At 62.7% G+C, this 22,490-nt stretch carries 24 protein-coding genes; 6 read left to right on the top strand and 18 right to left on the bottom strand.

Annotated features, from left to right (window positions below):
* The first annotated feature begins 5 nt into the window (after positions 1-5).
* The 3 genes from paaI (at position 6) to GL300_RS14630 (ending at position 2,488) form a co-directional block, all read left to right on the top strand.
* Complete coding sequence (gene paaI / locus GL300_RS14640) at positions 6-431, top strand: hydroxyphenylacetyl-CoA thioesterase PaaI (protein WP_211595110.1); 426 nt, start codon at positions 6-8, stop codon at positions 429-431.
* A gap of 35 nt (positions 432-466) precedes the next feature.
* Positions 467-1,777: a phenylacetate--CoA ligase PaaK gene (gene paaK / locus GL300_RS14635; protein WP_155040398.1), complete on the top strand. Its 1,311-nt coding sequence runs from the start codon at positions 467-469 to the stop codon at positions 1,775-1,777.
* A 111-nt stretch (positions 1,778-1,888) separates the two neighbouring features.
* On the top strand, positions 1,889-2,488 hold the full coding sequence (locus GL300_RS14630; RefSeq protein WP_155040397.1) for a TetR/AcrR family transcriptional regulator: 600 nt from the start codon (positions 1,889-1,891) through the stop codon (positions 2,486-2,488).
* Here GL300_RS14630 and GL300_RS14625 read toward each other — a convergent pair.
* From GL300_RS14625 to GL300_RS14545, 17 genes are all read right to left on the bottom strand, one after another.
* Entirely contained in the window at positions 2,472-3,092 is a 621-nt protein-coding gene (locus tag GL300_RS14625) for an acyltransferase (protein ID WP_155040396.1), read from the bottom strand. The genes GL300_RS14630 and GL300_RS14625 overlap by 17 nt on opposite strands.
* Entirely contained in the window at positions 3,089-5,152 is a 2,064-nt protein-coding gene (gene paaZ, locus GL300_RS14620) for a phenylacetic acid degradation bifunctional protein PaaZ (protein WP_155040395.1), read from the bottom strand. The genes GL300_RS14625 and paaZ overlap by 4 nt, the downstream gene beginning before the upstream one ends.
* Positions 5,153-5,194: 42 nt before the next feature.
* Positions 5,195-5,947 (bottom strand): Phenylacetic acid catabolic protein, encoded by a 753-nt coding sequence (locus GL300_RS14615; RefSeq protein ID WP_155040394.1) that lies wholly within the window; start codon positions 5,945-5,947, stop codon positions 5,195-5,197.
* Positions 5,948-5,961: 14 nt separating this feature from the next.
* Entirely contained in the window at positions 5,962-7,038 is a 1,077-nt protein-coding gene (gene paaE, locus GL300_RS14610) for a 1,2-phenylacetyl-CoA epoxidase subunit PaaE (RefSeq protein WP_155040393.1), read from the bottom strand.
* Between the two features lie 34 nt (positions 7,039-7,072).
* Entirely contained in the window at positions 7,073-7,597 is a 525-nt protein-coding gene (gene paaD / locus GL300_RS14605) for a 1,2-phenylacetyl-CoA epoxidase subunit PaaD (RefSeq protein ID WP_155040392.1), read from the bottom strand.
* A 5-nt stretch (positions 7,598-7,602) separates the two neighbouring features.
* Positions 7,603-8,379: a 1,2-phenylacetyl-CoA epoxidase subunit PaaC gene (gene paaC, locus GL300_RS14600; RefSeq protein WP_155040391.1), complete on the bottom strand. Its 777-nt coding sequence runs from the start codon at positions 8,377-8,379 to the stop codon at positions 7,603-7,605.
* A complete protein-coding gene (gene paaB, locus GL300_RS14595) occupies positions 8,379-8,666 on the bottom strand; it encodes a 1,2-phenylacetyl-CoA epoxidase subunit PaaB (protein WP_155040390.1) in 288 nt (95 codons plus the stop codon). Before paaB ends, paaC begins: the two co-directional genes overlap by 1 nt.
* A 39-nt stretch (positions 8,667-8,705) precedes the next feature.
* On the bottom strand, positions 8,706-10,160 hold the full coding sequence (locus tag GL300_RS14590) for an amidase family protein (protein ID WP_211595106.1): 1,455 nt from the start codon (positions 10,158-10,160) through the stop codon (positions 8,706-8,708).
* Between the two features lie 25 nt (positions 10,161-10,185).
* Entirely contained in the window at positions 10,186-11,172 is a 987-nt protein-coding gene (gene paaA, locus GL300_RS14585) for a 1,2-phenylacetyl-CoA epoxidase subunit PaaA (RefSeq protein WP_155040388.1), read from the bottom strand.
* Positions 11,173-11,186: 14 nt separating this feature from the next.
* The gene (gene pcaF / locus GL300_RS14580; RefSeq protein ID WP_343043062.1) at positions 11,187-12,389 is read right to left on the bottom strand and encodes a 3-oxoadipyl-CoA thiolase; all 1,203 of its coding nucleotides are present in this window, start codon (positions 12,387-12,389) and stop codon (positions 11,187-11,189) included.
* Positions 12,390-12,551: 162 nt separating this feature from the next.
* Positions 12,552-13,385, bottom strand: a complete 834-nt coding sequence (locus GL300_RS14575; RefSeq protein ID WP_155040386.1) for a PaaX family transcriptional regulator — start codon at positions 13,383-13,385, stop codon at positions 12,552-12,554.
* Between the two features lie 92 nt (positions 13,386-13,477).
* Positions 13,478-13,927, bottom strand: a complete 450-nt coding sequence (locus GL300_RS14570) for a c-type cytochrome (RefSeq protein ID WP_155040385.1) — start codon at positions 13,925-13,927, stop codon at positions 13,478-13,480.
* On the bottom strand, positions 13,924-14,379 hold the full coding sequence (locus tag GL300_RS14565; RefSeq protein ID WP_155040384.1) for a c-type cytochrome: 456 nt from the start codon (positions 14,377-14,379) through the stop codon (positions 13,924-13,926). Before GL300_RS14565 ends, GL300_RS14570 begins: the two co-directional genes overlap by 4 nt.
* A 6-nt stretch (positions 14,380-14,385) precedes the next feature.
* Entirely contained in the window at positions 14,386-14,913 is a 528-nt protein-coding gene (locus GL300_RS14560; protein WP_155040383.1) for a methylamine dehydrogenase light chain, read from the bottom strand.
* 25 nt (positions 14,914-14,938) lie between these two features.
* Positions 14,939-15,529, bottom strand: a complete 591-nt coding sequence (locus GL300_RS14555; RefSeq protein WP_155040382.1) for a redoxin domain-containing protein — start codon at positions 15,527-15,529, stop codon at positions 14,939-14,941.
* The gene (locus tag GL300_RS14550; RefSeq protein ID WP_155040381.1) at positions 15,517-16,080 is read right to left on the bottom strand and encodes a MauE/DoxX family redox-associated membrane protein; all 564 of its coding nucleotides are present in this window, start codon (positions 16,078-16,080) and stop codon (positions 15,517-15,519) included. Before GL300_RS14550 ends, GL300_RS14555 begins: the two co-directional genes overlap by 13 nt.
* 1 nt (position 16,081) lies before the next feature.
* Positions 16,082-17,212 carry an amine dehydrogenase large subunit gene (locus GL300_RS14545; protein WP_155040380.1) on the bottom strand — a complete coding sequence of 377 codons (1,131 nt, stop codon included), beginning with the start codon at positions 17,210-17,212 and terminating at the stop codon, positions 16,082-16,084.
* A 143-nt stretch (positions 17,213-17,355) separates the two neighbouring features.
* Here GL300_RS14545 and GL300_RS14540 point away from each other — a divergent pair, with 143 nt between their 5' ends.
* Positions 17,356-18,285, top strand: coding sequence for a helix-turn-helix transcriptional regulator (locus GL300_RS14540; protein WP_155040379.1), 930 nt, complete (start codon positions 17,356-17,358; stop codon positions 18,283-18,285).
* A gap of 46 nt (positions 18,286-18,331) precedes the next feature.
* Here the strand turns inward: GL300_RS14540 and GL300_RS14535 are convergent, their stop codons facing one another.
* Positions 18,332-19,027 (bottom strand): hypothetical protein, encoded by a 696-nt coding sequence (locus tag GL300_RS14535; RefSeq protein WP_155040378.1) that lies wholly within the window; start codon positions 19,025-19,027, stop codon positions 18,332-18,334.
* Positions 19,028-19,397: 370 nt separating this feature from the next.
* On the opposite strand from GL300_RS14535, the gene GL300_RS14530 reads away from it, so the two are divergent.
* Together GL300_RS14530 and GL300_RS14525 are read left to right on the top strand one after the other, a co-directional pair.
* A complete protein-coding gene (locus GL300_RS14530; RefSeq protein WP_155040377.1) occupies positions 19,398-20,711 on the top strand; it encodes an AAA family ATPase in 1,314 nt (437 codons plus the stop codon).
* The gene (locus GL300_RS14525; RefSeq protein ID WP_155040376.1) at positions 20,708-21,763 is read left to right on the top strand and encodes a ParB/RepB/Spo0J family partition protein; all 1,056 of its coding nucleotides are present in this window, start codon (positions 20,708-20,710) and stop codon (positions 21,761-21,763) included. Before GL300_RS14530 ends, GL300_RS14525 begins: the two co-directional genes overlap by 4 nt.
* The last annotated feature ends 727 nt before the right edge of the window (positions 21,764-22,490 follow it).

Raw genomic sequence — 22,490 nt, 5'->3', positions numbered from 1 at the left:
CGGACATGACCCCGCAGGAACTGGCCGAAGCCTCGGCCAAGGCGATGTGGAACGACGATTCCGCCAGCCAGCGCCTGAACATGAGCCTTGACCATATCGCCCCCGGCGAGGCCGACCTGACCATGACAATCACCGCCGACATGTCGAACGGCCACGGCAATTGCCATGGTGGATACATGTTCACGCTGGCCGACAGCGCCTTTGCATTCGCCTGCAACAGCTACAATCAGCTGACCGTGGCGCAGCATTGCTCGATCACCTATCTTGTCCCCGGCCGGATCGGAGACCGGCTGACGGCCCACGCGCGCGAAGTGTCGCGCCGGGGCCGCTCGGGGATCTATGACATTCGCATCACCAACCAGAACGGTGAACATGTGGCCGAATTCCGCGGCCATTCGCGCACCGTCAAGGGAACCCACCTTCCGGTCTGACACTGACCGGACCGCTTGTTTGCAGGGAGGAAACCATGCAAGACCTGTCCCCGATGGCACCCGGCCTTGAGCCGATCGAAACCGCTTCGCGCGATGAAATCGCCGAGCTTCAGTTTCACCGCATGCAATGGTCGCTGAAGCATGCCTATGACAATTCGCCCTTCTATCGCAAACGCTTCGACGAGAATGGCGCCCATCCCGAGGATCTGAAAACCCTCGCGGATATTGCGAAGTTCCCCTTCACCTACAAGCAGGACCTGCGCGAGACTTATCCCTTTGGGATGTTCGCCACGCCGCGCGAAAAGCTGGTGCGCATCCACGGCTCGTCCGGCACGACTGGCAAGCCGACGGTGGTGGGCTATACCCAGCGCGACATCGACACCTGGGCAAACCTGATCGCCCGCTCGATCCGCGCGGCGGGTGGGCGTCCGGGCGACATGCTGCACAACTCGTATGGCTACGGGCTGTTCACCGGCGGTCTTGGCGCGCATTACGGCGCCGAGCGTCTGGGCTGCACTGTGGTCCCGATGTCGGGCGGCATGACCGAGCGTCAGGTCACGCTGATCAACGACTTCAAGCCGCGCATCATCATGGTGACGCCCAGCTACATGCTGTCGATCCTTGACGAATTCCGCCGTCAGGGACTGGACCCGCGCGAAAGCTCGCTCGAGATCGGCATCTTCGGGGCCGAGCCCTGGACCAACGCGATGCGTCAGGAAATCGAGGAAGCCTTCAACATGCACGCCGTGGACATCTACGGCCTGTCGGAAATCATGGGCCCCGGCGTCGCGCAGGAATGCGTCGAGACCAAGGACGGGCTGCATGTCTGGGAAGACCACTTCTACCCCGAAATCATCGACCCGGTGACCGGTGAAGTCCTGCCCGATGGCCAGCTGGGTGAACTCGTCTTCACCACGCTGACCAAGGAAGGTCTGCCGATGGTGCGCTACCGCACCCGCGACCTGACCCGCCTGCTGCCGGGCACCGCGCGTTCGATGCGCCGGATCGAAAAGATCACCGGCCGCAGCGACGACATGATCATCCTGCGTGGCGTCAACGTCTTCCCGACCCAGATCGAAGAGCAGATCCTGAAATGCAAGGGCCTCGCCCCGCATTTCCAGATCGAGCTTTCACGCGCGGGCCGCATGGACAATATGACCGTCCATGTCGAATGCACGCCGGACATGTGTGACGAAAGTGCCCGCGCCCATTCGGCCAAAGAACTCGCGCATCACATCAAAAGCGTGGTCGGCATCTCGACCAAGGTGAATGTCGCCGATCCGAACGGGGTCGCCCGCTCGGAAGGCAAGGCCAAGCGCTTCGTGGACAACCGTCCCAAGGCGTGACGCCGCATCGTGGCATGGACATGACATGCCGCGACGATAAAGCTAGAAGGACGGGGGATTTTACCCCCGTCCAATTTCCGGACGCTGAATGAGGCGGTCGAAAGGGATTTCATGGCTCGGACACGGGCAGTCGATTTCGATGAAAAGCGGCGCGGTCTACTGGACAGCGCGGCCGCCGTCTTTGCCGAACAGGGCATGGAAAAGGCCTCGATGGCGCAGATCGCGGCGCATGGGCAAGTGTCCAAGGCATTGCTTTATCACTACTATCCCAGCAAGGGCGAGCTGATCTTCGAGATCATCATCACCCATCTGGAGGAAGTCCTCGAGGCGATCGAGGCAGCCTCGGTCGAGCCGCTCGACCCGCAAGCCCAGCTGCGCAAACTGGTCGGCACGGTGCTGGACGCCTATAAGGGCGCGGACAATCAGCACAAGGTGCAGTTGAACGCGACCTCGGCCCTGACCGATGAGCAGAAGGCCGAGATCCTCGCGATCGAAAAGCAGATCGTGCGGCATTTCGCCGTCGTTCTGCGCCAGATCAATCCCGATCTGGACAATCCCGAGCGCCCCCTGCTGACCCCCGTCACCATGTCGCTGTTTGGCATGATGAACTGGGTCTATATGTGGTTCCGCGATGGTGGCCGCATCTCGCGCGAGGATTATGCCGATGTGGCGACAACCCTGATCCTTGAAGGAATCAAGGCCGTTCGCTGAAGCCCCGACGTTCGAGCACCAAGGGATCGTAGCGCGGGGCCTCGGCCCGACGGCGATCCGGCTCGGGCGCGGTCAAAGGCGTCGCCGGGACCAGCTTGTCACGCGCTTCCAGCGCAAGTTGCTGATAGACGCCGGTGCCGCGACGCTTCCATTCGATTTCTTCCGCCGACAACTCGCGGATCACCTTGGCGGGTGAACCGACGGCAAGGCTGTTTCTTGGAACCTGCGCCCCGGCCTTCACGAAGGCCATGGCAGCGATGATGGTGTTTTCGCCGATCACGGCTTCGTCCATGACAACTGCATTCATGCCGACCATGGCATTGCGACCCACATGGCAGCCGTGCAGCACCGCGCCATGGCCGATATGGCCCAATTCCTCGACGACGACATCCTTGCCGGGAAAGGCATGGATCACGCAGGTTTCCTGCACATTGCAGCCCGCCTGCAGGATGATCCGCCCGAAATCGCCGCGCAGAACGGCCCCCGGCCCGACATAGACTGTCGGGCCGATGATCACGTCACCGATCACCACCGCCTCGGGATGAACGAAGGCGGTGGGATCGATCACCGGGACGATGCCGTCCCAGGCGTAGATACGGCTCATTCAGCCGCCTGAGCGATGGCGGGCCAAGTCTTGGCGACCATGGTCAGCACGTCATATTGCGCGACAACCGCCCCATGCTGGTTGCTGACCTGACAATCCCAGCGGACCTCGCCATGTTCGGCATTGGCGCGGGGATTGATCTCTTTGCAGGTCAGGCGGACCTGCAGGGTGTCGCCGAAATAGACCGGCGTCAGGAAGCGCATATTGTCGACGCCGTAATTGGCCAGAACCGGGCCGGGGTTCGGCTCGACAAACAGACCTGCCGCGAAGGAGGCGATCAGGTAGCCATGCGCCACGCGGTCGTCGAAGAACGGGTTCGCCTTGGCCGCGACCGCATCCATATGGGCGTAGAAGGTGTCGCCGGTGAAATTGGCGAAATGCTCGACATCCTCAAGGGTGATGGTGCGGGTCGCGGTGACCAGTTGGTCGCCGATGTTCAGTTCGGCCAGCGACTTGCGGAAGGGATGGACGCCCTGCTGCGCCTCGGCACCCTCGATCCAGCGACCGGTGACTGCCGACAGCAGACGCGGCGCGCCTTGGACCGCGGTGCGCTGCATGTAATGCTTGACGCCGCGGATGCCGCCCATTTCCTCGCCGCCACCAGCACGGCCCGGACCGCCATGGACCAGCGCCGCCAAGGGAGAGCCATGCCCGGTCGAGGTCTTGGCCGAAGCGCGGTTGCCGATCAGGATGCGGCCATGGAAGGGGGCCGCGCCGATCACGACTTCCTCGGCAACCTTGGCGTCATTGGTGAAGACCGACGAGACCAGCGACCCCTTGCCCATCTGCGCAAGACTGACCGCCTCATCCAGATTGTCATAGGGCATGACGGTCGAGACCGGGCCAAAGGCCTCGACCTCATGGATCTTCGTCGCCGCAAAGGGCTTGTCGGCGTAAAGCAGGACCGGGTTCAGGAAGGCCCCGCGCTCGGCATCACCCGAGGCCAGACGGACCTCATCGGGATTGCCCGCGACGATCTCGGCATCAGCTTGCAATTCGCGGATACGCTCGCGGACCTCGACGCGCTGATCGAAGCTGGCGAGCGGACCCATGCGGGTGCCTTCCGCGCCGGGCAGACCCAGCGGGGTCTTTTCCAGACGCTCGCGAAGGGCCGCGACCAGCGCCTGCACCTGATCGCGCGGCGCGATGACGCGGCGGATCGCGGTGCATTTCTGCCCGGCCTTCACCGTCATCTCGCGCGCGACTTCCTTGACGAACAGATCGAACTCGGGCGTGCCCGCGACGGCATCGGGGCCAAGGATCGAGGCGTTCAGGCTGTCGGCCTCCATGGTGAAGCGCACCGAATTCGCGACAATCGCGGGATGCGATTTCAACTTGCGCCCGGTCCAAGCGGAACCGGTGAAGGTGACCGCGTCCTGACCCGTCACATGGTCCAGCAGATCCCCGACCGAGCCGCAGATCAGCTGCAGCGCGCCATCGGGCAGGATGCCGGTTTCCACGATGCGGCGCACCATCAGCTCGGTCAGATAGGCGGTCTGCGAGGCGGGTTTGACAAGGCAAGGCACGCCCGCCAGCAGTGTCGGCGCGATCTTTTCCAGCATCCCCCAGATCGGGAAGTTATAGGCGTTGATATGCACCGCGACGCCTTGCAGCGGCGTCAGGATATGCTGGGCGCTGAAGGTCGAATCCTTGGACAGGACCTCGACATCGCCATCGGTCAGCACGCGGGTATTGGGAAGCTCGCGGCGGCCCTTCGATGCGAAGGTCAGCATCGTGCCGATGCCGCCCTCGATATCGATCCAACCATCGGTGCGGGTCGCGCCGGTTTTCAGGCTTTCGGTATAGAATTCTTCCTTCATGCCCATCAGGGCCTGACCCAGCGCCTTGAGCATGGCGGCGCGGTCATGGAAGGACATGGCGCGCAGCTTCGGCCCCGCAACCTCGCGGCCATAGGTCAGCGAACCCGCGAAATCGAGCCCGGTCGAGTCGATCAGCGCGACGGCATCGCCCGTCGCTGCATCCAGAAGCGTCTGTCCGTCCTTCGCGCCGGGGGTCCAGCGGCCGCAGACATAGCTTTCAAGCCGGCGCGGAGTGGTCATGGGTCTTATCCTCGATCAATTCTGCGGGGGCAGCGCCCCCTGTCAAAGGCCGAAAGCGGCCAGACGTTGGGTCACAAGCGCCTGCCAGCGGGCAAGCAGCGTTTCATTCGGGGTGTGGCGCAGGCCGAATTTGGCCAGCGTCTGGTAGCGTGACGAGGCAAGGCTGCCAAAGCCCGCCGCGACCCGATCCTGCCAATAGGCGATCGAGGCGCGGGCGGCCTCGCGGCCCGCATCGGTGGCGACAATGCGTTCCAGACCCTCAAGGCCCAGTTCCGCATGGCGCGCCTCGCGCGGGGCGATCTCGCGAAAGACCTCGGCCAAGGGCGCATAGGAGACGCGGGTCAACTCGGTCATCTGCACGCCGGTGGCGAGGCCCTGCAGCACGTTCAGCACCACCGCATCGACCCAACCGTTGATCGGGTAATGCAGGACCGACAGCCGCATGTCGCCACCAAGACGCGTCGCGCCCAGATCCTCATCGCGACCGACCCGCGCGGCCCAGTCATGCTGGGTTTCATAGCGAGCGGTATCGGTGCCGAACTCCGCCATTACACCCAGCACACGCTCGGCATGATCGGCCTTTTCCAGCGTGATCCGGCTGGCCGCGATGCGCGCCTTGATGCCGGGCGCGAAGTTGATCGAAGCCGCGAACCCGGCGGAGGCGGCCAGTTCGCTGTCGACAAAGCTCGACATCAGGCGCAGAAGTTCACCGCGATAGCGAGCCGGCACGTTTTCCGGCGCGGTCAGCACGCCGCCTTGCGCCAGATATTCCTCGATATTCATCGTCTCGGACATGTCGGCCCCCTGTTTCATTCGTCGTAGGTGACGACGACGCGCTCACTCAGCGGATAGGCTTGGCAGCTTAGGACATAGCCCGCGCGGACCTCGTAATCCTCAAGAGCGTGGTTCACCGCCATCTCGACCTCGCCCTCGACCACCTTGCAGCGGCAGGTCGAGCAGACGCCCGCCTTGCAGGAATAGGGCGCGTCCATGTTGTTGGCGATGGCAGCTTCAAGGATCGTCTCGCCCTGCCGCGCCATGGTGAAGCTGCGGGTGGCGCCGTCCAAAGTGACGGTGGCCTCGGTCCCGGCGCCCGGCGCAATCGCCTCGCGCGAGACGGCGCGGGCCTTGGCGCGGCCATGTTGGCTGCTGGCGAACAGTTCGAACTTGATCTGCCCGTCTTCCAGCCCGTGTTCCTTGAGCGAACCGGCAATCGCCAGCATCATCGGCTCGGGACCGCAGATGAAGGCGGTGTCGATGGACTTCGGGTCGATCCAGTGCTGGAATAACGCGGTCATCTTCGCGGCGTCGATCCGGCCGGTGAACAGGTCGATTTCCTGACCTTCCTGCTCCAGCACATGGATGACCGAGAAGCGGCCCAGATACAGGTTCTTCAGATCCTCAAGTTCCTCTCGGAACATGATCGTGTTGATCTGGCGGTTGGCATAGACCAGCGTGAATTGCGCATGAGGCTCGCGTGCCAGAACGGTCTTGATGATCGACAGGACCGGCGTGATGCCCGAGCCGCCGGCAAAGCCCAGATACTGCTTTTCCGAACCTGCCTCGATCGCGGTGTAGAACTTGCCCATCGGCGGCATGGCGTCGATTTCATCGCCTGGGGCAAGGTTTTCATTCGCCCAGGTCGAGAAGGTGCCGCCATCGACGCGCTTGATGCCGACCTTGAGGCAACCCTCATCGAGACCGGCGCAGATCGAATAGCTGCGGCGCAGTTCCTCGCCGTCGAAATCGCGGCGGAAGGTCAGATACTGGCCTTGGGTGAAGTCGAACAGGGCGCGATCCTCGTCGCGCGGCGCAAGGGTCAGAACCACGGCATCGCGGGTCTCGCGGCGCACATCGGTGACCTTCAGCGGGTGGAAGCGTGCCATAGGGGTGTCCCTTCCTGAGTAGCGGGATGCATCCTCAGATGCATTTGAAATAGTCGAATGGTTCGAGGCAGTCCTTGCAGCGATAGCTGGCCTTGCAAGGCGTCGAGCCGAACTGGCTGAGTTTTTCGGTCTGGGTCGAGTTGCAGCGCGGGCAGGCGATGGTCAGGTTCGATGACTCCGCCAGCCGCGCGATGCGCCCGGCCAACCGCCCGTCGGCGGCAGTGCCGTCGATCGGGGGTGAAATGCCGTAAGCGCGCAGCTTTTCGCGGCCACCCTCGGTGATCCAATCCGTCGTCCATGCGGGCGACAATTGGCGCTCAAGGCGCAGCTTGTCGATCCCGTGTCCGCGAAGCGCGGTCTCGATATCAAGGTTGATGATGCCGGTCGCCGGACAGCCCGAATAGGTGGGCGTGACGGTGACGACCAGCGTGTCATCAGCCCAAGCGACATCGCGGATGATGCCCAGATCGGTCAGGCTGATCACCGGGATCTCGGGGTCGGGGACCTGTGACAGCCAGTCCCAGACCTGATCCGTGCCGGGTTGGATCGCGGCGGCCATGGCGCTTACCAGCTTGCGCCGGGATAGGCGCGTTGCAGGAACTGCATCTCGGCCAGAAGGAAGCCCAGATGCTCGGAATGGATGCCCTGCTTGCCGCCCTTGTGCTGCCAGCTCTGGCCGGGATGGGCCAGCGTGGCTTCAGCCAGAACCGCAGTGACGGTCTCGTCCCAAGCCGATTTCAGACTGGACGGCAAGGGTGCGATGCCTGCCTCGGCCAATGCCTGATCGGTCGCGTCGTCAAGGAACATCTCGCCGGTATAGGCCCAAAGCGACTTCAGCGCCTTTTCCATCCGCGCGTGGCTTTCCGCACTGCCGTCACCCAACCGGATCACCAGATCGGCCGAACGTTCAAGGTGATAGGCCACCTCTTTTTCGGCCTTGGCGGCAATCTCGGCAACGCGCAGGTCGGTCGATTTGCCCAATGCGCGCAGCAGTTCGATATGGAAGGCATCGAACAGGAACTGGCGCATCAGCGTCTGGGCGAAATCGCCATTCGGACGCTCGACCAGCAACACATTGCGGAAGGCACCCGCGTCGCGCAGGAAGGCCAGATCATCGGCGCTGCGGCCTTTGCCCTCGACCTCGGCGGCAAGACCCAGCCACAGCTGGCATTGCCCGATCAGGTCCAGCGCCACGTTGGAAAGCGCGATGTCCTCTTCCAGAGCGGGGCCATGCCCGCACCATTCCGAGACCCGGTGGCCAAGGATCAGGGCATTGTCCCCGACCCTTTGCAGCCAATCGGCATATGCGGCGCGGTCGACCGCTTCGATCGCGGCACCCATCACATATGCCCCACTTCTTCGGGGATGTCGAAGAAGGTCGGATGACGATAGACCTTGGAATTCGCCGGCTCGAACAGCGGGCCCTTTTCCGAGGGCGACGAGGCGGTGATGTCATTCGAGCGCACCACCCAAATCGAGACACCCTCATTGCGGCGGGTATAGACGTCGCGGGCGTTGCAGATCGCCATTTCGGCATCCGGCGCGTGCAGGCTGCCGACATGGCGGTGGTTCAGGCCATGCTGACCACGGATGAAGATCTCCCACAGGGGCCATTCATTTTTGGACATGGTTGGGTCCTCCCTCGAGTGCCAATAAGGCGAGTTCATTCAGTTGCGAACGGGCGGTTGGGTGCGCCCGAGAAGGGTTTCGATTGCCAGCCCCAGCGCGATCAGCGCGCGGTCGGAACCAGCAGGGCCGTCCAGTTCGATCCCGACCGGAAGGCCGGTGTCGGGGCCGCGCCCGGCGGCAATGGACAGGCCCGGAATGCCAGCATTGGAGCCGGGATCGGCATTGCGGATAAAGGTCCCGAAGACCTCAGGGGCGCTCGATTCCGGTCCTGCCAGCGCCGCAACGCAAGGCGAGGTCGGGAAGATCAGCGCGTCGATGCCGCTTGCCGCGAAAAGCGCGTCATAGGCTGCGATCAGCGCGGGGCGGTGGATCTCGATTGCCGCGCGATAGATCTCGGCACCATCTACCAACTCACCGCTGGGCGTCGGCAGCTTGCCGGGCAGGATGAAGGTCTCGTAGGTGGCTTTCACATCCGGGCTGGCGATCCGGGCCACCACATCCTCAAGCGTCAGATGTGGCGCGTGTTCGGCCAGATAATAGCGCAGATGGGCATTCGCCTCGGTCATCACGACCGGGAAGCTGACGGCGTGGTTCAGGGCGACGATCTCGCTGGCATCGATCTGAACGAACTCGACCCCGGCATCACGCAGGCGGGTGACGACCCCGGCCCAGACAGCGGCGACATCCGCGTCCAGCCCTTCGGTAAAATCCGCCGCAAGGCCCAGCTTCACGCCGCCCAGGTCACGCGCGATAGTTGGGGCGTCGTCAGTAATGACGCGGTCCAACAGTTCGATATCCGCGACGCTCGCGGCGATGACGCCAGAGGTGTCCCGGGTGCGCGAGATCGGGACGATCCCGCCCGTCGGGTAGCGGTTCAGCGTCGGGCGCAGACCGGCCACGCCGTTGATCGCCGCCGGAAGGCGAACCGAGCCGCCGGTATCGGTGCCCAGCCCCGCGCGAACCGCGCCGGAACCGATCAGCGCGCCGGTGCCACTCGAAGACCCTGCCGCGAAGCGGCTGAGGTCATAGGGGTTGCGCACGCCCGTTTCCGGGCCGGTCTGGTAGGTCGGGTTATAGCCCGAGATGCCAAAGGCCAGCTCGTGCATATTGGTGGTGGCGACGACGACCGCGCCTGCCTCGACCAGCTTTTGCAGGACCGGAGCATTGGCGACCGCGATGGCATCCTGCAGGCCCGGCGTTCCGGCAGCAGCGGGAAGGCCCGCCACCTGGATATTGTCCTTGACCACAATCGGCACCCCGGCCAGAGGCCCGGAAACCTGCCCCGCATCGACAGCGCGAGCAGCTTGCAGCGCCGCATCGGCATTCAGATGCGCGACCGCGTTCAAGTCTTTCCAGCCCGCGATCTGCGACAGCGTCGCCTCGAGCGCCGCGACGGCAGAGGTCTGACCTTCGCGGATCGCGGCCAGCAATTCGCTTGCCGAGCCGCGGCTTTCGACGGGGGTTCCCGTCGAATAGCCTTGGTTGGATTTCACTTCATCCATGATGCTGCGACCCGGATCACTCGGCCGCGTGGCGGCGCGTGGCCGCTTTCTCGGCATGAGCCATCAACCCGTCGCGGAACCATGCGCCGTCGTCCCAAGCCTTGACGCGGGCACCAAGGCGCTCCTCGTTGCAGGGACCGTTGCCGGCGATCACCGCGAAGAACTCGTTCCAGTCCGGCTCGCTGAAATCGTGGCCGCCCTTTTCCTCGTTCCATTTCAGGTTCTCGTCGGGGACGGTCAGGCCCAGATACTTGGCCTGCGGCACGGTCTGGTCGACGAATTTCTGGCGCAGCTCGTCATTGGTGTTGATCTTGATCTTCCACGCCATCGACTGGGCCGAATGGACCGAGTCCTTGTCCGAGGGGCCAAACATCATCAGTGCCGGATACCAGAAGCGGTTCAGAGCATCCTGCGCCATGGCCTTTTGCTCAGCCGTGCCCGAGGCCATCTTCATCATGATGTCGTAGCCCTGCCGCTGGTGGAAGGATTCCTCCTTGCAGATGCGGACCATCGCCCGGGCATAGGGCCCGTAGGACGTGCGCTGCAGCGGCACCTGGTTCATGATCGCTGCGCCATCAACCAGCCAGCCGACCGCGCCGATATCGGCCCAGGTCAGAGTGGGATAGTTGAAGATCGAGGAATACTTCATCTTGCCGTTGTGAAGCTGTTCCAGCAGCTCATCGCGCGAGATGCCCAGCGTTTCTGCGGCGGAATACAGATACAGCCCGTGACCGGCCTCGTCCTGCACCTTGGCCAGCAGGATCGCCTTGCGGTCCAGCGTGGGGGCGCGGGTGATCCAGTTGCCCTCGGGAAGCTGGCCGACGATTTCGGAATGCGCGTGCTGGCCCATCTGGCGGATCAGCGTCTTGCGATAGCCTTCCGGCATCCATTCCTTGGGCTCGATCCGCTCGCCGCGGTCGATGCGCTCCTGGAAGGCGATTTCTTGCGGCGTCATCTCTTCGCGGGTCTTGGACCCTTCGGATTTCACGAGCTGTGCATACATGGCTGGCCTCCCTGTCAGACGCGTTCGATGATCATGGCAATGCCCTGCCCCACGCCGATGCACATGGTGCAAAGGGCGTAGCGCCCCCCGGTCCGGTGAAGCTGATACATCGCGGTGGTCACAAGCCGGGCGCCCGACATGCCCAGCGGATGGCCAAGCGCAATGGCCCCTCCGTTCGGGTTAACATGGGGAGCGTCATCAGGCAGTCCAAGGTCGCGCAGCGTGGCAAGTGCCTGGCTGGCGAAAGCCTCGTTGAGTTCGATCACATCCATCTGGTCGATGGTCAGACCGGCGCGCTCCAGCACCTTGCGGGCGGCAGGAGCGGGGCCGATGCCCATGATGCGCGGCTCGACGCCGGCAGCGGCCATGGCGACGATGCGGGCTTTCGGCACCAGACCCTGACGCTCGGCGGCAGCGCCCGAGAGGATCGCCAGCGCAGCCGCGCCATCGTTCACGCCCGAGGCATTGCCCGCGGTCACAGTCAGATCGGGGCCGTTCACGCCCTTGAGCTTCGCCAGCTGCTCGGCCGTGGTGCCCGGACGGGGATGCTCATCGGCCGCGACGATGAGCGCCTCGCCTTTTTTCTGCGGGATGGTGACCGGGACGATTTCGGCACCGAAGATGCCTGCAGCTTGCGCTGCGGCCCAACGGGATTGGCTGCGGGCAGCGAAGGCGTCCTGATCGGCGCGCGAGATACCAAAATCACCCGCCACGTTGTCAGCCGTCTGCGGCATCGAGTCGACGCCGAATTGCGCCTTCATCGCCGGGTTCACGAAACGCCAGCCGATGGTGGTGTCATAGACCGCGTTGCTGCGCGAGAAGGCCGATTCCGCCTTGGGCATGACGAAGGGGGCGCGCGACATCGACTCGACCCCGCCAGCCAGCACAAAATCGCAGTCTCCGGAGCGGATCGCGCGGGCGGCCATGCCGACCGCATCCATGCCCGAGCCGCAAAGGCGGTTGATCGTGGTGCCCGGAACGCCGATCGGCATCCCCGCCAGCAGCACGGCCATGCGACCGACGTTGCGGTTGTCCTCGCCAGCTTGGTTGGCGCAGCCGAAGATCAGGTCATCGACGGCGGACCAATCCACGCCCGGATTGCGCTCCATCAGCGCTTTCAGCGGCAGCGCCGCCAGATCGTCCGCCCGGACCGAGGCCAAGGCCCCGCCGTAACGCCCGATGGGCGTCCGAACCGCGTCGCAGATGAAGGCGTCAATCATGCCTCACTCCCTTGAATTCCGGAAAAGCTCGGCAAACCTCCAATTCACCGACCGCTTGGTCAGCTTATACGCGACAAAACATCACAGAGGAATAGGAAATCGCAAATCTTCTGTGATGTTTATTACCGCGCGAACAACCGGATGAATTTTCGCGTATTTTCAGGCGATCCCGGCCAGCCGGGTGGTGCTTTCTGGGGTGGTTTCGGTCAGCAAACCGTCGGTCCCCTCGAATCGGGCGGCGATATGACGCTCTGCCTTGGGGGTCAGGTCGCGGTAAAGCGCACGGAACAAATCCCGTGCCTCGGCGCCTTTCCAATCGGGCGGCAGGACCGTCGCAGGCAGGCGCGGGTCACGCAGAAGGACGTTGCGATAGACATGCACCAGCAGCAGCCGCGCGACCAGGGCATCGGCATCCGATAGCCCGTGCAGGCGCCCCGCATTGCGCAGCCCGGCAAAACGGCTGAGCATATCCAGATAGCGGGTCTGCAATGCGGACAGATCCCAATATCCGGCAAGTGCCGGAAGGGTTTCGGGGTCGGTGGCGTGAAACAGCACAGCACCACGAGGCGCAGGCTGGCCACGGTCGGGGCGGATATAGACTTGCCCGCCCAGATGACCCATGCGCAGGCGGTGGGCGTCATCCTCGGACAGGGCCGGGGCGTGCAGGATCTGCCAGCCATGTGCGGGAATGTCGGGGGCGTAGAGCAGGGTCGCGGCCTCGGCGAATTCCTTCTGGGCCGAGGCGTCCAGACGGTAATAGCTGCGCCGCCCTGCCCTTTCGCCCTTCAGACGCCGTGCGGCGACCAGACGCGAGACGGCGGTGCGGACAAGGGATTCGTTGATGCCGACGCGCTCGCATATCTCGATCAGGGTTCCGGTCCACAGGACGCCGCCGCGCGGCAGGACGACATCACCATAGATGGTCACGATGAAGGCAGCCGAGCGCAAGGACAGCCCGTCCAGTATCCCGGCAATCAATCCGTCTTCAGCCATTGCCCCCCGCAGATGCAAAGACGCGGGCCAAAGTGCGGCCCGCGCGGTGTTTCCTTACGATGCGCTCTGCGATGACGCCATAGGCGCCGTGCTCAGGGCCAAGGGTATGTGGCGATGTCGATGCCCTTGGCGGCCAGTTCCTCGGTGACTTCGCGGCGTTCGACCACGATATCCGGGATCGGCAGCTTGCGGCGCGCGGTGACTTCCTCGGCGGTGAAGGGCGCAGCCCCGGCCTCGGGGGCCCAGGTGTCGAGGATGTAGTTCATCACCGCCGCGATCTCGGCATTGCTCATCGAGTTCGAGACAACGCCCGGCACATGCATCATGTAAGTGCGACCCCGGTCGAAAGCCGCGATCTTGCCGACCGAGCCGGGGAAGGCGGGGATGCCGCCTTCCTCGCTGCCCAGCCCCGAGACATTGTGACAGCCCGAGCAGAGCAGGACATAGTTCGCGCGGGCCGAACGCTCCTGCGCCTGTGCGCCGGTCGCAAGGACCAGCGCCAGTGCTGCCGCGGTCGCGGCCCGGCGCGACACCGGCGTCACTCGGACTTCGGGCGCATGGCCCGCAGATCGGCGGCGCTGACCTTTTCGGCCTTGGCCTTGGCGATGTCCTCGACCGACACGGCCAGCTTGGTTTCACCAAGCGTGCCCAGAACCCAGCTGTTGATCGCAGCAAGATCCTCATCGGCCAGATCGGCGATCGGCGGCATGGCAAGACCGATATACTTCTCGCCCGCCGCGGTGATCGTGCCATTCAGACCGTGCAGGGTCACGCCCGAGATATAGGCCGGAGCCTGATCGCCCAGACCCGCCCAGAAGCCCGGACGGTTCAGAGGGGGCGCAAGGCCCGGCGTCCCGATCCCGCCCTCGTTATGACAGGCGGCGCAGTTTTCGGAAAACAGCGCCTCGCCCGGTTCGGGGTCGGCCGCGAAGGACGGGGCCAGCCCTGCGAGGGTCGCAACCGTGAAACAAGCGGCAATCTTGAACGACGTCATTCCAGATTACTCCGCCAGCCCGACGACGACGGACACGGTGCAATGGTAGCCTTTGGCTTCGTTGGCCATGCACCAGTTTACGTCGTTATACAGACCCATGCGGTAGCCCGGACGCTCGCCCTTCGAATTGTAGCAGAAGGTGGTCATCGGGATCAGCGGCTTGCCGCAGCAATCGTTATAGCTGACCAGATAATCCTTGTTGTCATCCGGATTGGTGCAGGTGCCGACCCAGGACACTGCCGAGACGCTGGAGCCGGGCGGGCAGGAAGTCAGCGTGCCGCCAGCGTCCTGACACAGGAAGCCGTCGATGGCGCAATGGCGCCAGTAGCCGCATTCATCCCCGGCGGCGGCAGCGCCGGCCGCATTGGCGCGGCGGTCGAAGGGCAGGATCGGGGCCAGCGCGACACCGCCGACAATCGCCCCGCCCGCACGGGCGAGGAAGCTGCGGCGGCCGTGGCGGCGGGCCGCTCCGCGGGCTTTGGCTTCGGTCATCCGGTCAAGGCCGGAGAGCAGGCGGTCCAGGAATTTCGTCATTGTTCCATCTTCCCTGTGATATTGTTTATGCAGCGTTCAGGCTGTGGGCGGCCTGCAGCGAGGCCACGCCGGTTTCGGAAGCCGTCAGCAGGCTTTCCAGTTGTTCGCGGTTGTTCACGAGGCCCTTGGCGATCACCACGCCATCCGCCCCGATCAGCACACCGAAGGGCAGTTTCGAGACCTTGAAGGCCATCCCCAGCTCGGACGAGAGCGTATAGGGGAAGCTGCCCAGATCCTCGGCCTCGATCAGGTGGCGATGCAGGGTCTCGCGCCCATCCGAGGCCAGCACGACATCCAGCCAACGCGATTCATCGGCGCGGATGGATTTCAGCGCCGGCAGCAGCGCCTTGCAGATCGGGCAGGTCGTGGACAGGAAGAACACCAGCCGCGCCTTGTCCTGAACCGCGCCCAGCGAAAGGCCGGGGCCATTCAGGTTCGGCAGCATCAGGTCCGGCGCACGCGCGCCGATCTCTGGCCCGGCATGAGAGATCATCGCTCCGACCGGGGCCACGCGCTCGAACAGCACGCCGATCTGGCGGGCCAGCACGTAGATGACCCCGAACTGGATCAGGACGACCACCCAAAGCGCGACCAGCGCAAAGATCATGTATTCCATTGCATGGATCCTCTCGACAGATCGTGCCGCACCTGCCGGATCTGCGGCAAATGCGAGGCGAATTTTTCCAAAAGCGCGTAGCTGGCGAACAGCGTCAGCCCGCACAGCAGGCCGAGGATCGCGCCAAGCGGACCGGTCGCCGCGACCGGCAGCAAGGCCACCGCGACCCCTGCCCCGGTCAGCACGCCATTGCGCAGCAGGCTGAGCCCCGAGATGGGTTGTGGTGCACCACCGCAACCGCAATCGATCTGCACCCTGCCCTGTCGCAGCACCCGCGCCATCAAAAGCGCGTAGACCGCAAACAGGATGGCCGCGACCATTCCGGCGAAAGGACGGCTGGCAGGCACGATCAGGGCCAGCACGCAGCCAGCCTCAACAATGCCCAGCAGGCGGACCAGACGGGGAACCCAGGCCTCGGGCGCGGCGCCGTAGTCCAGCGCCGCCCCGACCGTGCGGTAGAAGTCCGTCAGCTTGTGCAGGCTTGCCCGACACAGCACCAAGGCCAGCACCCAGGCGAGCCCGCTTGCGGCAAGCGACAGACCCGACTCCATCTTAGAAGTCCGAGACCATCAGTGCCGGGAAGATGGCGGCGCCTTCACGTTCGGCCGACTTGGTCAGGGTGACTTCATCGCCAAGGGCCACGCTGTATTTCACCAGCGTGCCGGTATGGGTCACGCCGAACAGTTCGGGCGCGTCACCCTTGGTCGCCAGAATGCCGGTTTCGCCATTGGCGGCCGAACGGCCCTTGACCTTGAAGGTCTCGGCATCGACAGCCCAGATTTCTTCGGCCGGGTTCTTGTGCGAGCCGTCGAACGCACCCTTGTGCATCATCACGAAGATGGTGTTCGAGGGCGCGTGATAGGTCATCACCTCGGAGCCACCCGGAGCCCATTCGCCGCCCTCGATCGAGACGGTCTTTTCAAGCGTCGCGGTCTCGGCGCTGTCATCGACGACAAGGAAATTGCCGCCGAAGGACAGATAGATCAGCTTCGACCCGACCCGCAGCGGATTGGCGAACAGCGCATCCTTGTCGGCGTCAAATATCTGAGCGGATTTCACCGGCTTGGTGAAGGTGCCGTCCGCCTCAAAGCCATAGCTGGCCAGCGTACCGTCGCCGCAGATCGAGGTGAAACGGCGGCCTTCCACAGCGGGGATCGCGGTCCAGCAGCCCGGCGTCGGGACTTCGGCGATGTCCGCGCCCTTGGCAAGGTCGACAACGGTGACCGAGGTCGCGGGAGTCGCGTTCTGGACCAGCAGGAACTTTTCGTCATCCGCCAGCGTCAGCAGGCCCGGCTGGCTTTCGGCATGGCCGAACTTATCGTTGATCTCAAATTCGCGCTTGGCGGTCATGGTCTGCAGATCCCATTCGTGGACCACAGCGTCGATGTCGCCATAGACGTAGCGCTCAAGATAGGCCGAGACGGTATACAGCGTCTTGCCGTCCTTGCTCAGCACCATCTGGCCGAACGAGCCGGTGCCGATATTACCCTTGAGCTTCAGCTCTTCGCTGCCGAAGACGTAAACGGGTGACGAACCGACCATACCGAAATCCATCACCAACACGTTCGGCCCTGGGGCGATCGTCTTTTCGATGGTCAGGGTCTCGGGCTGGATCTCGTCGGCGGCATGGGCCATGCCGGCAAGCCCTGCCAGGGTCAGGGTCAAAGCAGTGGTCAGTTTCACGGAGCCGTCTCCTGTTGGAATTTTTCAGGAAACATAAACTGACCGCTCGGTCAGTCTTTATACAGGTTTTCAGTTTTTTTCTGCTACAATATCGGGCAAGAGACCCGGCAGCGCCCGCAAGGGACGGGGGAGGAGACACAGCCATGCCGCAACTTGCGGACACAGCCGATCATGCGCCGATCAATGTCCAGACCGGATATTGGTCTTATACCGCGCGCAGCTACAGCGATTTCACCGTGCAGGAGCGCGGGCTGGAAGGGTTCGAACAGCGCTATCGACAGATCAGCAAGGGAACCTTTGCGGGTCGCATCGAAAGCCTGATAGCCGGGGACCTGTGCCTGTCACGCGAAAGATCAAACCGCGCGATGGAAAACGAATTCCGCTTTCCTGACAACGTCATGTGCGTGGCCCTGCCCGTTGGTCCGAACAGCCATGGGACGGGGTCATTCGGGTCCTTGCATCCCGGTGGTGCGATCATGCCCCCGGCAGGCCGCGACAACCGGGCCTATCTGCGTGAGGGCATGGACCTGCTGATCGTGTCGCTGCCGGTCGAGCACGAAATCCACTCGGCCAGCATTGGTCATGAGTATCGGGACGCAACCTTTACGTCGTGGCTCTGCACCGTTCTGGATATCGCCCGCGAGGGCTATGCCCGCGACGATCTGATGAGGATTCTACCCGACCTGATTCGCGATCACCTGTCGCTGCTCGGGCCCGCTAACGGTTCAGAGCGTGGTTCCTCGCGGCGGGATTTCGCCATCTTCGACGAGATCGTCGCCGCTTGCGAACGGCTGATGCCCGAAGATCTGACCGTTTCCGGCCTGTCGGCAAGGCTGGACCGGAGCCGGGCTGAATTGCGGAAAGCCTGCCTAGCTTTGACCGAGACCCGATTAGACGATCTGCTTGCGGCCTGGCGGATGAATGATGTCTATCGGACTTTGAGGACCAATCCCGACAAGCAGTCGATCGGGGAAATCGCGCTGGACTATGGCTACATGCATGCCGGGCGCTTTTCTTTGGCCTTCCGCGAGATGTTCGGGATGCGCCCAAAGGATGCGCGGGATTCCATCTAGACAGGGATTTTTATCCGCATTCCAGTCATGTTTCGCGGTTCACTGGTCAATCCGAAATGATCAGGCGACGCAGACCTGGAAATTCGATCTGGGCCATGTCCTGCAAGGGCCGCAGATGATGAACCATGACATATTGCCCGACAAACGATGACGGGGCCCTCAAGCAAAGAACGCCCGCGTCATAGCTGACGAATGCCAGGGCCGAGAACCAGTTGCGATGCAGCCCCGGTTCGGTCTCGGACAGGCGCAGCAATGTGCGGGCCCATGGCTCTTGCGGCAGATCTGCGGGCTGTTCGGCCCGGCTGCGGAAATCGACGCGGACGATCTTCTGTTCCTGTGGCTCTGCCTGCGGATGGCTGCTCTCCATCCGTGCCGAGAAGTCCGGGCCGACCTCATGCCAATGCGGTGCACTCAACCTATAGAGCTCGGCATAATTGAGACGATAGGCCGCCACCCTGCCCCGTACACCCGGTCGTAACTGCAGCAGGATCTGTGCAGTGGTCAGGCGTTTGATCTCGCGCTTGACGGTACGTTCATCGACGGACCACATTTTGCCCAGATCCCGCTGACCGACAGTGAACTCATCGGCCTTCCAATTGTAGCGAGCCGTGACCAAGGCAATCAGTCGCAGCATCGAGGTCTGGAATCCGGGTGTCCCATTCAGCCCGGCAATCGCCATGGCGGTCAGAAGGTCGTATTTCTGCGACCCTGCCTGTGGGCCGGTAAACCTTTTGAGGTCCATCCTGATCTGTCCTGCTTCCTCTGGTTCTCGGCTTCTTCGACCGATTCCCGCTTTCACATGAGAGTGATCGCTGATCCCGTGATTTGTCAATGGCAACGTAAGAACGGGATCAGTGCCAAATTCCGTGAAATACAGGAAAAATTGGTTTAGTTGGTTATGGGTGACACCAGTCCGCCACCTTATTGCCCGGGGTTTGTCACCATAAGTCCCGAATTCCTGCTGATCTGTCACCAGAACTCGGTGCCTTGTGGCAGGATTATCGCGTAATTCCGAAAACGGCGCGAAAATCCCGAATTACGCGAACTCCTGTTTTGCACATTTGGAAATTCGCGCTATTGAAGTGGAATTAGCAAAAAAGACGAGCAGTGTCATGCGCGATCACTCCGACCTACAGTCCATGAACGAACGCAGCCTTGCCCAGCAGGCTGCGGTCAGAAAGGCGACCTTCTCGCCTGCCGAGAAAAAGATCCTTCGTCCGTTCTCGATCTGGGAGATTAGCCAGTTCATGTTCGACGTGCCCGCGGACACGTTGCGCAAGAAGCTGGCTGACGATCCCTCGCTCCCGCAGGGCGTGGTTCAGGACGACGGGAGGCAGCGCTGGTTCTCACTGGCCGAGATCAACGAACTGCGCCGTCGTCTGCGTTTCCGGGGCAAGAACCTGCTGCCGAAACGCCCGGCAGGTCGCGCGATGCGCGTCGCTGTCTCGAACTTCAAGGGTGGCGTCGGCAAGACCGTCGTGGCCCAGCATCTGGCCAACGCCGCGGCACTGGACGGCTACCGTGTGCTGGTGATCGATTTCGACCCACAGGCAACTCTGACCCATTCGATGGGTCTGGTTGAGGTCAAAGAGTGGAATACTGTCTGGGGCATCATGTGCCGCGACCTGTGCCGCGAGGCCGACCGGATCGTTGCCGCCTATGACGATCCGGCTGACTGCCCCTACCCCGCTGCCGATGAGTTGCCGGACGATGTCCAGTCGATTGGCTCGCAACGCGCGCAGGACTTCATCCAGAAAACCGCCTGGTCGACGATCGACATCATTCCCAGCTGCGCCAATGCTGCCTTCGTCGAGTTCGCCAGTGCCCAATACCGTTCCATGCACAAGGCCTGGAGCTTCTTTGGCTGTGTCTCTCGCTATCTCGAAGAACTGCCTGAGGATCAGTATGACCTGATCATCTTCGACTGCCCGCCGGCTATTGGTTACCAGTCGCTCAATGCGGCTTTTGCGGCGGATATCCTCTACATCCCCTCGGGCCCCGGATATTGGGAGTACGACTCGACCACCAGCTTCCTTGGCCAGTTGGGGGACGCACTTGAGGACATCTCGGACGGGTTTGGCAAGGTTGCAGAGGATGCAGGTATCCGACTGCCGAAACGTTTCGATGATGTCCGGCTGTTGATGACGCGGTTCGAGACTTCGAACCCACTGCATCTGGCGATGATGGACGCGTTCCGAAATGTTTTTGGTGCCGATGTCTGCCACAATGCCATCGAGATGACCCGGGCTGTCGAGCAATCAGGCCGCTTCCAGCAATCGGTCTATGAGCAGGACTATCGGCAGATGACCCGTGAGACGTGGAAGCGCGCGCGCCAAAGCTTCGACGCGGCCTATGGCGAGTTCAAGGACACCGTGCTTCGCGCTTGGGAGGCGCGCAGCATCGTCAAGGAAGAGGTTGAGGCATGAGTGGCAAGAACAAGTTCGGCTTTGGCCCGCTGAGTGCATCTGATGTAGCGCCGCGCCGCAGGGATGTCGGTCCGATGGGCGCAGCCGTCCGCGAAGCTGCCAGCAGCTTGAACGAAAGCACCGACAATCTCGTCGAGCAGCGCCGCCAGAATGCTGCTGACGCCAAGGCGTTCCGACAGGCGCAGGATGAGGGCAGGGTGCTTGTCTCGATCCCGCTGGATGACGTCCGGATGGATGATTTGCCGCGTGATCGGCTGGATCTGACCTCGGTGGCGGCGTCGGATGAGATGGAGGAGCTCAAGGCGTCGATCCGTGAGCGCGGCCAGAAAGAACCCATTGAGGTCTATCAGACGCCAGGCGGGTATCAGCTGAAAAAAGGTTGGCGGAGGCTGAACGCGCTTCAGCAACTTCGCCAGGAAACCGGAGACGGTCGCTTTGCCAAAGTGGTGGCGCGCGTGTCTGACGGGCCGGAAAGCCGCATCGATCTGTACATCGATATGGTCGAAGAAAACGTGATCCGTGAGGACCTGAGCTTTGCCGAGATGGCGCAGGTTGCGATCCTGGCCGCGAAAGATATTGGCTTGGATGAGCAGGGCGCGGATGAACTTGTCGGCCGGCTCTACGCCTCTTTGCACAAGATGAAGAGATCCTACATTCGAAGTTTTGTGCATCTGGTTTCTGAATTGGGGGACGCTCTGCGCTTCCCTAAATCGGTGTCTCGCAATCTGGGTGTCGACGTCGCGCGCAAACTTCAGGCCAGCCCCGGCATTGCTGCGAGATTGATCAAGATGCTTTCCGCGATCGAGACCGCAGACGAGCAGAACGACATCCTTCGCCGCTTTCTCGAAGAACCCGCCGAGCGGCCGAGCGAGAAGGCGGAGGAGAAGACCCGCCCGAAAAGCGTGAAGTACGAGTTTCATGTCGGCGCGGCAAAGGTCACTGCGCGTCGTGGGGAATGCCGTATCTTGTCAGACGCGGATTTTTCGGCGGTGGATCGACGTAAGCTGCAGCGCGCTATCGAAGCGTTTCAAGCCGTCCTGGACGACAAGTAACCCACGGGTTACCGCCGCTGGTTATGAAGGGTAACCCGTGGGTTACCCTTTGGCACTTATGTCCGGCGTACTCGGATGCTCGCTAGTAAATTCTTATTTATCCGCATATAACTTGTACATTGCGGATTATAATCTTTCGAACTGAAGGTTCAGGAAACGTTATCGACCCTGGGTTGCGAATGTTCGAAGACGGACCCATGATCCGCGGCGGTCGCGGAGACACGCGATCGCAGCTTCTGGCAACTGTTTAGGTGGGGCGCCTAGCGTGTGGTATTTGCCTCTCATGCCATCTAGTTGATGCACTCACAGCAGCGCCGAGCAGGTGCACGAAGAGCATCCCAACCACACCCCGGTATATGGATGTGCCGCTGTCCTGGTGCTGACTCACGAGGCCGTCGGGGGTGTGGAAATGGAGAACATTGAGTAGCTATGGTCGCGACAAGAGCTGCAGGTTTCCCACTAGGCATTCACGAATGCCCGTCGTCGGATGATTTGGAACAGGCGGCCTGATTTAAGACGCGAGGATTCTAGCATACTGGTTTGGGGTTGTGCGCCTGCCGCTGATGATTCAAGCGCAGATTCCGGATGGTAGCTTTTCTGTGCCCTGCCTACCAATTTTGGACCATCTAAAGCCGGAGTTTCCGGCCTTGGCCATGGCGGCGGGCTGGTGACGCCGCCGGGAAAGTGCAGCGCGCTCGGGACGTTGTATCCGATGGCGCTGTGGGGT

This window comes from Paracoccus litorisediminis (genome assembly GCF_009711205.1).
Classification (GTDB): Bacteria; Pseudomonadota; Alphaproteobacteria; order Rhodobacterales; family Rhodobacteraceae; genus Paracoccus; species Paracoccus litorisediminis.
Note: the sequence above shows the minus strand (reverse complement) of the source record. Positions and strands in the feature narration are given on the sequence as shown.

Coding starts and splice junctions, on each gene's coding strand:
- paaI (WP_211595110.1), top strand. CDS start 6: ATGACCCCGCAGGAACTGGCCGAAGCCTCGGCCAAGGCGATGTGGAAC.
- paaK (WP_155040398.1), top strand. CDS start 467: ATGCAAGACCTGTCCCCGATGGCACCCGGCCTTGAGCCGATCGAAACC.
- GL300_RS14630 (WP_155040397.1), top strand. CDS start 1,889: ATGGCTCGGACACGGGCAGTCGATTTCGATGAAAAGCGGCGCGGTCTA.
- GL300_RS14625 (WP_155040396.1), bottom strand. CDS start 3,092: ATGAGCCGTATCTACGCCTGGGACGGCATCGTCCCGGTGATCGATCCC.
- paaZ (WP_155040395.1), bottom strand. CDS start 5,152: ATGACCACTCCGCGCCGGCTTGAAAGCTATGTCTGCGGCCGCTGGACC.
- GL300_RS14615 (WP_155040394.1), bottom strand. CDS start 5,947: ATGTCCGAGACGATGAATATCGAGGAATATCTGGCGCAAGGCGGCGTG.
- paaE (WP_155040393.1), bottom strand. CDS start 7,038: ATGGCACGCTTCCACCCGCTGAAGGTCACCGATGTGCGCCGCGAGACC.
- paaD (WP_155040392.1), bottom strand. CDS start 7,597: ATGGCCGCCGCGATCCAACCCGGCACGGATCAGGTCTGGGACTGGCTG.
- paaC (WP_155040391.1), bottom strand. CDS start 8,379: ATGGGTGCCGCGATCGAAGCGGTCGACCGCGCCGCATATGCCGATTGG.
- paaB (WP_155040390.1), bottom strand. CDS start 8,666: ATGTCCAAAAATGAATGGCCCCTGTGGGAGATCTTCATCCGTGGTCAG.
- paaA (WP_155040388.1), bottom strand. CDS start 11,172: ATGTATGCACAGCTCGTGAAATCCGAAGGGTCCAAGACCCGCGAAGAG.
- GL300_RS14575 (WP_155040386.1), bottom strand. CDS start 13,385: ATGGCTGAAGACGGATTGATTGCCGGGATACTGGACGGGCTGTCCTTG.
- GL300_RS14565 (WP_155040384.1), bottom strand. CDS start 14,379: ATGACGTCGTTCAAGATTGCCGCTTGTTTCACGGTTGCGACCCTCGCA.
- GL300_RS14560 (WP_155040383.1), bottom strand. CDS start 14,913: ATGACGAAATTCCTGGACCGCCTGCTCTCCGGCCTTGACCGGATGACC.
- GL300_RS14555 (WP_155040382.1), bottom strand. CDS start 15,529: ATGGAATACATGATCTTTGCGCTGGTCGCGCTTTGGGTGGTCGTCCTG.
- GL300_RS14550 (WP_155040381.1), bottom strand. CDS start 16,080: ATGGAGTCGGGTCTGTCGCTTGCCGCAAGCGGGCTCGCCTGGGTGCTG.
- GL300_RS14540 (WP_155040379.1), top strand. CDS start 17,356: ATGCCGCAACTTGCGGACACAGCCGATCATGCGCCGATCAATGTCCAG.
- GL300_RS14535 (WP_155040378.1), bottom strand. CDS start 19,027: ATGGACCTCAAAAGGTTTACCGGCCCACAGGCAGGGTCGCAGAAATAC.
- GL300_RS14530 (WP_155040377.1), top strand. CDS start 19,398: ATGCGCGATCACTCCGACCTACAGTCCATGAACGAACGCAGCCTTGCC.
- GL300_RS14525 (WP_155040376.1), top strand. CDS start 20,708: ATGAGTGGCAAGAACAAGTTCGGCTTTGGCCCGCTGAGTGCATCTGAT.